General features: G+C 64.1%; 9 protein-coding genes. All 9 read right to left on the minus strand.

Annotated features, from left to right (window positions below):
* Positions 1-127: 127 nt before the first annotated feature.
* The 9 genes from ACN0VL_RS14845 to ACN0VL_RS14885 are packed head-to-tail and all read right to left on the minus strand — an operon-like array spanning position 128 to position 6,788.
* A complete protein-coding gene (locus ACN0VL_RS14845) occupies positions 128-1,333 on the minus strand; it encodes a phage minor head protein (RefSeq protein ID WP_417618721.1) in 1,206 nt (401 codons plus the stop codon).
* Positions 1,326-2,843: a DUF935 domain-containing protein gene (locus ACN0VL_RS14850; RefSeq protein WP_417618723.1), complete on the minus strand. Its 1,518-nt coding sequence runs from the start codon at positions 2,841-2,843 to the stop codon at positions 1,326-1,328. Before ACN0VL_RS14850 ends, ACN0VL_RS14845 begins: the two co-directional genes overlap by 8 nt.
* Positions 2,843-4,249 (minus strand): terminase large subunit domain-containing protein, encoded by a 1,407-nt coding sequence (locus ACN0VL_RS14855; RefSeq protein ID WP_417618725.1) that lies wholly within the window; start codon positions 4,247-4,249, stop codon positions 2,843-2,845. The genes ACN0VL_RS14850 and ACN0VL_RS14855 overlap by 1 nt, the downstream gene beginning before the upstream one ends.
* Positions 4,246-4,422 (minus strand): hypothetical protein, encoded by a 177-nt coding sequence (locus ACN0VL_RS14860; RefSeq protein ID WP_417618727.1) that lies wholly within the window; start codon positions 4,420-4,422, stop codon positions 4,246-4,248. The genes ACN0VL_RS14855 and ACN0VL_RS14860 overlap by 4 nt, the downstream gene beginning before the upstream one ends.
* Entirely contained in the window at positions 4,422-4,958 is a 537-nt protein-coding gene (locus tag ACN0VL_RS14865; protein ID WP_417618729.1) for a phage protein Gp27 family protein, read from the minus strand. The genes ACN0VL_RS14860 and ACN0VL_RS14865 overlap by 1 nt, the downstream gene beginning before the upstream one ends.
* 3 nt (positions 4,959-4,961) lie before the next feature.
* Positions 4,962-5,261, minus strand: a complete 300-nt coding sequence (locus ACN0VL_RS14870; RefSeq protein WP_417618731.1) for an ArsR family transcriptional regulator — start codon at positions 5,259-5,261, stop codon at positions 4,962-4,964.
* Positions 5,258-5,623, minus strand: a complete 366-nt coding sequence (locus ACN0VL_RS14875) for a DUF2730 family protein (RefSeq protein WP_417618732.1) — start codon at positions 5,621-5,623, stop codon at positions 5,258-5,260. Before ACN0VL_RS14875 ends, ACN0VL_RS14870 begins: the two co-directional genes overlap by 4 nt.
* Positions 5,623-5,904 (minus strand): hypothetical protein, encoded by a 282-nt coding sequence (locus ACN0VL_RS14880; RefSeq protein ID WP_417618734.1) that lies wholly within the window; start codon positions 5,902-5,904, stop codon positions 5,623-5,625. Before ACN0VL_RS14880 ends, ACN0VL_RS14875 begins: the two co-directional genes overlap by 1 nt.
* Positions 5,905-5,915: 11 nt before the next feature.
* Positions 5,916-6,788 carry an N-acetylmuramoyl-L-alanine amidase gene (locus ACN0VL_RS14885; RefSeq protein WP_417618736.1) on the minus strand — a complete coding sequence of 291 codons (873 nt, stop codon included), beginning with the start codon at positions 6,786-6,788 and terminating at the stop codon, positions 5,916-5,918.
* Positions 6,789-6,858 lie beyond the last annotated feature (70 nt).

The raw sequence follows: 6,858 nt of genomic DNA on the forward strand, positions 1-6,858 counted from the left end.
AACCAGCCCCAGACGCGTCAGCCTTGATTTCCGCCCCCTCTTCCGGCACATTCCCCCAGCGCCCGAGCAACTATCCGGTCAGCCGGTCCTTGTGACCGCGAAGGAGTCCCGGCCTTCCGGGCGCGCTTTACTCCCTTAGAACCCGCACCCCGTCCCGCTTTATCAGCGCGCGCCATTTGCGCGGTTCGGCACGGTGGATCGTGCGCACCCAGATCTCGCCCTCCTGCGCCAAGACCTTCAGCACGAACCGCCACGGCTTCTGGCCCCGTGAGAAGGCGATCAGCGACAGCCCGTCTGCGCGGGTTTCCAGCGCGAGCAAGCCGCCCTCCAAAGCCGCCTGCAAATCCGACAGGGTCGAGAGATCCACGCCGCGCCCACGGGTCACGAACTTCTCGCCGTAGGATCCGGTCATCGAGACCACGCTGGTCGGCGCGCCGATCTCCTCGGCCAGCGCTTGTGGCAAGACCGCGACCGGCACCGCCCCCGGCGCTTTGACCTCCAGAACCCGCGCCGCGCGCCAGCTCGACGCGATATCCGCCACCGCCACCCGCTGCGCCGCCGGATCCAGCGCCGTGATTTTCTCCGCCAGCACCGCCTCGATATTCTCGAGCCGCATCTTGCCGGGATTGCGCGCCCATGCCGGATCGATGCCTTCCGGCACAATCCGCACCGCGCCGGTGCGCGTGTTGGTCACGACGGTATCGCGCACCTTTGGCCGCGCGCTGATCCCGCGCCGCTCGGCCTCGCGTCGCGTGATCTGGCGCACCCAGCAATTGCACCCCCAGCCGTTGCGCGGCATCCAATCGTCCCAGAACGCATCATCGACCGGCAGTATCAGCCCTTCTTTGTCGGCGTGATGCTTGCGGTGATGCTCTGACGCCCCGAGGCGGTATTCCAGATAGGGCAGCATGTCCTTGGTGCGCTGGATCCGCTCCCACTGCCCCGCCGCGCGGGCGGAGGCGAGGTTGGCGTTATAAATCGTCTTGAGGCGGCGCGGGCTGCCAAGCTGCGCCAGAACCACCTCGCCGGTCACCGGATCGACCATCTCGCGCTTGCCCCACCACTGCGCCAGTGCGGGATTGGCGCGGAAGTTTTTCTGGAAGGTCGCGAGCGGCAGGCCCTCGTCGATCGCCTTTTGCACCTCGGCTTTTATGGCCGCCAGCACATCAAGCTCCATCGCCTTAGCAACGGTATAGGCGACCGCATGCTCTTCCGGTTCCACATCGGCAAAGCTGAAGGCGGGGCGGATCCCCTTACTGCGCAGAAAGCGCGCGGCCTCGGGCGGAGGACCGGGCGCAAAGCTGTAGCCGGGGCGATCAGGGTAGTCAGCCATCCTGTGCGTCACCGATTGAACGCGCCTTGAACATGCTCTTCACCAGCGTGTCCACCACCAACGCGGTGGGCATCCGATTCAAGGTTTCCGGCAGTTTGGCGAGGATCTCCTCATAGCTCGCCGCCCCCTCGATCAGCGGGGCGACGGCGTCCAAAATCCCGTCCGCCACCTCCTGCCAATCGTCAGGATCCTCCTCAGTCAATGGCCCCGCGCGGTTGAGCGCCAGCCCTGCCCCGCTGCGGTTTGCCGCCTCGGGGTTTCCCCCCATCACCTTGCCGCCCACCACCTCATCCCCTGCCTCGGGATCCGTGAAGCCGGCCGTGGCGCGCAGCTCTCTCGCTTTGAGCGTGACGCCGCTCCGCATCAGCTTCACCGCATTGGTGATCTTCGCCGTCACATCCTCCGGCTCATCCACCTTGATCAGCAGCCGCGGGTAATCCTCCTGCGTTCCAAAATTCAGATCGACAAAGGCCCGCACCAGATCGCGGTTGATTGCGGCCGTGACCGCCCGCGCATCGGACGCCGCAATATCGTGGCGCACCTCGTTATGCACATTTGCCTGCGCCATCGAGCTACCGTTGTCAGAGGTCATCGTCTGACCCAGCACCGCCTTCGACACCTGCTCGTCGATATAGCGTGCGAGGTTCTCGAAGATCTTGTCGGAGTTCGCGGCCGGGCCGTTCTCAAAATCGATGCTCATGTTTTGCGGCAAGACCGCAGCCGCATCGGTGCCAATGTTCGCCACGGCGCGGAACAGGGTTTGCACATCGGTCGGCGTGGCATCGGGGCCATAGCGCCCCAGTCGCAGCGGCAGGCCGTAGGTCTCGATAAACGCCATCCAGTCCTTGAGCGTATAGGCTTTGCACATCCACGAGAACGCCACCAGCCGCGCCAGCCCACCGCGATAGACGAGGCCGGATTTGAGCTTGGCGCGGTGCTGGATGAACTTGAACGGGGTGAGTGGCACCCCGTGGACCTGATCGGCGTCATCCTTCAGCCTCAGCTCCACCCCCTTCTCGCGGTCAAACACAAACCAGCGCGGATCGCGATACTCAAAGGCAGTCGGCCACCACTCTTTGGCGGTCCGCGCCCAATCCACCTCGACCACGGCAAAGCCCTTGCCGAGCGCATCAAGCAGATCCTCGACCATATCGCCGAACCCGTCATGCTCGGCGATGCGGATCCGCACCTGCTCGGCGATCTCCTTATCCTTCGCACTGTCAGAAGCAGGCGTGATCGTCGGCGCGATCCCCGAGATCACCCGTTTGCGGATCCCCAGCACCGAGGCATAATGCGGATCGCGCTCTTCCATCTCCTCGGCCAAGGTCAGGAACGCATCAAGATTGCCCTGATCGCATTCGGCTAAGATCCGCGCCAGCCGCTTCGGCGTCAGGCCCGAGGCAACACTGCCCGCCCAGATCTGGCGAATGCCTGTCAGCCCCGGCTCGGCCTGCGGTTTGGTCAGCGCAGAGACGACCACGGGCCGCCCGTATTGATCCAGAATTGCCATCAGATCACCCCTTTCATCGCACCGAACCCTGCGGTGGTGCGGATATCGCGGTCGGTGTCGCGCGAGGCGCGCGGCACGGATTTATAGTCATAGGGCTGGTACTCCGAACCGCTGGCCGAGACCGCCAAGGCCCCCGCCCAGAACCGGTCCGCGTGGCCATCGGTGTCGCCATCCGCCACCAGACGCCGGATCCCCGTCAGCCCCGTCTGGCTTTTGATCGCATGCAGATCGGCGCGCAGCACCACATCCCCCGCAGGGATCCGCGCACGGCGATCCTCCATCGACTGTTTGAGATCGGTCGCCAGCGCCAGTTTCGAGGTGGTGGAGAACAGCACCCCGTCGACGCGGCTCTCGCCGTGGCGGCGTTTGGCATCCTCGACAGGTTTCTCGCCCATCCCCGTCTGGTCCATCGCGCAGCGCGCTACGCGGTAGCGATTAAACACGCCCGCCAAAAGCTGATCCTGCTCGAAGAAGGTCGCGCGGCGGCGGGTGATAATCTCGCGCGTCCAAAGCACATCGCCCACCGCCTCCATCACCCAGATGACAAAGAGGTCATTGCGCGCGGCGATATCGACACCGACAAAACACGGCCCGCCGCGATACAGCCCCGGCATGCCTGCGGCGGGATGCTCGCAGGTCGCGATCAGATCATAGGGCAGCCATGCCGATGCCTCATCGAGCCATTGCAGCTCGTATTCCTGTTTCCACGCATCCTCATCGGCCATGCCCTTGCGCAGCATGGTGACATCGCGGTCCAGACCTTGGCGCACCGCCTCATAGATATCGACGTGATGGCGCGACCAGACCGTGTCCTCCGCCGTCATCAGCTCATAAAACTTGTTGCCCTTGCCGTTGGGCGTCGAGATCACCCGCAGCCGCAACCCGGTCTTGGAGATGACGGGGAACAGCGCGGCCCAGATCTCGCGGGATTTGGCGTGGAAGGCGAACTCGTCGAGGATCACATTGGCCGAGAAGCCCCGCGCGGTGTCGGGGTTGGCGGGAAGTGCTGTGATCCGCGAGCCGTTCGGGAAGGCCACCTCCAGCGATTTATAGACCGCATCCGGCCCCTTCTCTTGCGGGGCGCGGAATTCCCCCTCTTCAAAGCGTGGCTCCCCGCCCTTCACCAGCGTGTTATAGACCTCGTAATAGGCGCGGGTGAACGGCTTGATCACCTCGGTCATCATCTCCGCCGCCTGCCGCTCGCCGCGCGACAAGATCACCCAGCGCGCGCGGCGATCCTCCTTCCACGCGGTAAAGCAATCATCCACGCATTCGCCGCCCGTCGAGAAGGTTTTTCCTGTCTGGCGGCTGAACATGCCGATCTTGAAGCGGCTGGCATCCGCAATCCACGCCTTTTGATAGGGCAGGAATTGGACGACGGGTGCTGCGGGATTGAGGGCGCTCATTCCCCCTCCGCCAAGATCTCAAGCGCGGCCTTCATCAGCGCCGCGTCATCAAGCAAGACCTCGATCTGTTCCGCCGCGCGCAACAGGCTTTTGACGAGGCCGTCATTGCCCGTTCGATCCAATCGTGCGGCCTGCGCGCGCAGATCGTTGATAATCTGACGCGGACTGGCCATCACGCAAACCCCATAATCGCGCGCGCTTTGGCGGCGGCTTCGGCATCGATATCGCCCTTGCCCACCGCCGCGTCGAGCTTGGCGGATTGCGCGCGGCGATCCTCGGCCACGAGCTTCTCGCGCAGATCGGTCGAGCGGATCAGGTTGTTGAGCGCGGTGGTCAGATCCTTCATCCCCTTCGGATCGGGGAGATTATCGGGATCCGACATCATCATCTGCAACCGCCACTGGATCGTGGTCAGCTGCTGGAACAGCGCCGAGGTCACATCCACCTCGGATTTCACGCCTGCCTCTTGCAGGAAGGCGCGGATCTCTTCTTGGGCGGCGCGCTGGGTCTCGGCATAGGCTTTAAAATCCTGCCCGAAGGCATGCAGCGCCGATTTGCCGATGCGCAGCTCGAGCCCAGCTTCCTCCAGCTTGAAGTTCAACTCCTCGGCGAGGGCGACGTAATCGCCAAAACCGCGCGCGATCAGCGCCTCGCGCAGCCAGTCGCGCAACTCATGGGGCAGCAGGTCAACTTTCCGGGGCGGCGGCATGGCTTACGCTTTCGGGCTGGGGCGTTGGATCTCGGGATGGGTGGCCACCCCGCGCGCGATATCGACGCCGCGCGCGGTGGCCGTAACGACAAGGAAGTCCGCCTCGGCGTTGTAGGTCACAAACCCCTGCTCCTTGAGCCACGCCAGTTCGGTGATCACCTGATCGCGCGAACTGGGCAGGCCAAGCCCGCGCAGCACGTCCTGCAAGATCGCGGCATTGCCCGTGTATTCGGGGATCGCCTCCAGATGCCGCAGGATCGCCAAGCGGCGGTGGAGGCGGACGGTTTTTGCGTAATCAGTCATCGTTTGCTCCCATCGAGCAGGTGTTGTTCATGTCGCCCCACGATCAGCTCGAGCCGCTCCATGATGCCGGTCTGCCCCTGCATCGTGGCGGTCATCGCGCGCATCTCGCCCTTGAGCTGCTCCATCGTCAGCTCCAGCGCATGCAGATCGTTCGAGGACGGGATTTGCGTTTGCTTTTGCTCCAAGGAGGCCAGCCGCAGCTGATGCGCGGAGAGGCTCTGGCCATGCTCGAGCAGGGTTTTGGCGTTCGCCCGTGATCCCGACGCTAAAAGGTTCCAGATCGTCAGGCCGAAGGTGAGCAGCTGCGACAGCGCAACCGCCCAGACGATCAGCGGCGAGATATTGAGCACCTCCCCCTGCATCAGCGCCCCCAGAGGCTCAGCCGGAAGTTCGGCGCACGCCGCTCGATCCACGCCCACAGCCCGAGGCCAATCGGCGCGAGCTGCTGGACGGCGCTAACCGTGCGCGCGCCAGTCTCGACCACCGCCTCCGGCGTGGTGCCAAGCCCGAGTCCACTGAGCGCGCCCATCAGATCCACGCCCTGCGCGTTGAGCATTACGGTGAGCGCCAGTAGGAGCTGGACCCAGAAGGAGCGGGCCTGCCACATCGGCAGGATCGGCAAGGAGTGATTATTGGGAAGCATGGAAAAGCCTTTCAGTTAAAGCCAATAGGAGCGGAAGTTGAGACGGGATCGGCGTAGCGCGCCACGATCCAGCCCTCCTGACCGTTGAAGATCACGCAGAGCCATTCGCGCCCGTTGAACACGCCCGCGCGCAGAACCGGCACGACGGTCTCGTTGGGGATCGCGGTGATCACATTGGGGTTGAACGAGGGCCAGCGGCGCATGTTGAGCGCGGAGCCCGGCGTGTTGATCTGGACATGCTCGCCCTGATCGACCGCCGCGCTCTCCGCGTCGGCAGCAAGGATCGCCGGATCATCGCGGCCCAAGATCTGTGCGCGGATCTGATCGAGCGGGAACAGCGGGTTCACATCGACCTTGCGACCGGGGCTGACGTACCAATGGGTGGTGATGTCTTTGAGCGTTTTGACATCGCGGAACAGCGCCTCGAGGAGCGTGGTGACTGCCTCGATCTGCTCAGGGCTGTAGCCCATCCAGAAGCCGTGGCCATGTTCCGGCGTGGTGATCTCGGCAATGCCTTCCGTCAGCAGGAAGTATTCTCCCCACCACGCCCGTGCCTTCCCTTCCCCGCCTGCCGTCATCCGGCCGGGGTTCACGATCTCGATGCCGATGGAGAAGGCGTTGCAATCGCTGCGCCCGTGGAAGGAGGATTGCCCCGCATGGCCCGCGCGGCGATTGGTCGGCACCAGCTGCACAATCGTACCATCGCGCTCGACCACAAAATGCACCGAGGCCTTGGGCGTGGTCGCCAGATAGCGCGCCGAATTGCCCTTCTCGAGCCGTCCAGCGGTGTCATGCAGAATAACGATGTCCGGGGTGATCGTCCCGCCGATCAGGCGCGCAGGGGTATAGTCCGCCCCGACGAGTTTGTGGTTCTTGATACGCATCTGCGACCTCCGAGATTACACTCGGACAGTCGCAAGTTCGGGAGGGTGCATCGCCTTTGAACGCATTCAA

Source organism: Oceanisphaera sp., assembly GCF_048268965.1.
In the GTDB taxonomy this organism is placed as follows: Bacteria; Pseudomonadota; Gammaproteobacteria; order Enterobacterales; family Aeromonadaceae; genus Oceanimonas.

Excerpts from the sequence above, each read along its gene's own strand:
- ACN0VL_RS14845 (WP_417618721.1), bottom strand. The coding sequence starts at position 1,333 with ATGGCTGACTACCCTGATCGCCCCGGCTACAGCTTTGCGCCCGGTCCT.
- ACN0VL_RS14850 (WP_417618723.1), bottom strand. The coding sequence starts at position 2,843 with ATGGCAATTCTGGATCAATACGGGCGGCCCGTGGTCGTCTCTGCGCTG.
- ACN0VL_RS14855 (WP_417618725.1), bottom strand. The coding sequence starts at position 4,249 with ATGAGCGCCCTCAATCCCGCAGCACCCGTCGTCCAATTCCTGCCCTAT.
- ACN0VL_RS14860 (WP_417618727.1), bottom strand. The coding sequence starts at position 4,422 with ATGGCCAGTCCGCGTCAGATTATCAACGATCTGCGCGCGCAGGCCGCA.
- ACN0VL_RS14865 (WP_417618729.1), bottom strand. The coding sequence starts at position 4,958 with ATGCCGCCGCCCCGGAAAGTTGACCTGCTGCCCCATGAGTTGCGCGAC.
- ACN0VL_RS14870 (WP_417618731.1), bottom strand. The coding sequence starts at position 5,261 with ATGACTGATTACGCAAAAACCGTCCGCCTCCACCGCCGCTTGGCGATC.
- ACN0VL_RS14875 (WP_417618732.1), bottom strand. The coding sequence starts at position 5,623 with ATGCAGGGGGAGGTGCTCAATATCTCGCCGCTGATCGTCTGGGCGGTT.
- ACN0VL_RS14880 (WP_417618734.1), bottom strand. The coding sequence starts at position 5,904 with ATGCTTCCCAATAATCACTCCTTGCCGATCCTGCCGATGTGGCAGGCC.
- ACN0VL_RS14885 (WP_417618736.1), bottom strand. The coding sequence starts at position 6,788 with ATGCGTATCAAGAACCACAAACTCGTCGGGGCGGACTATACCCCTGCG.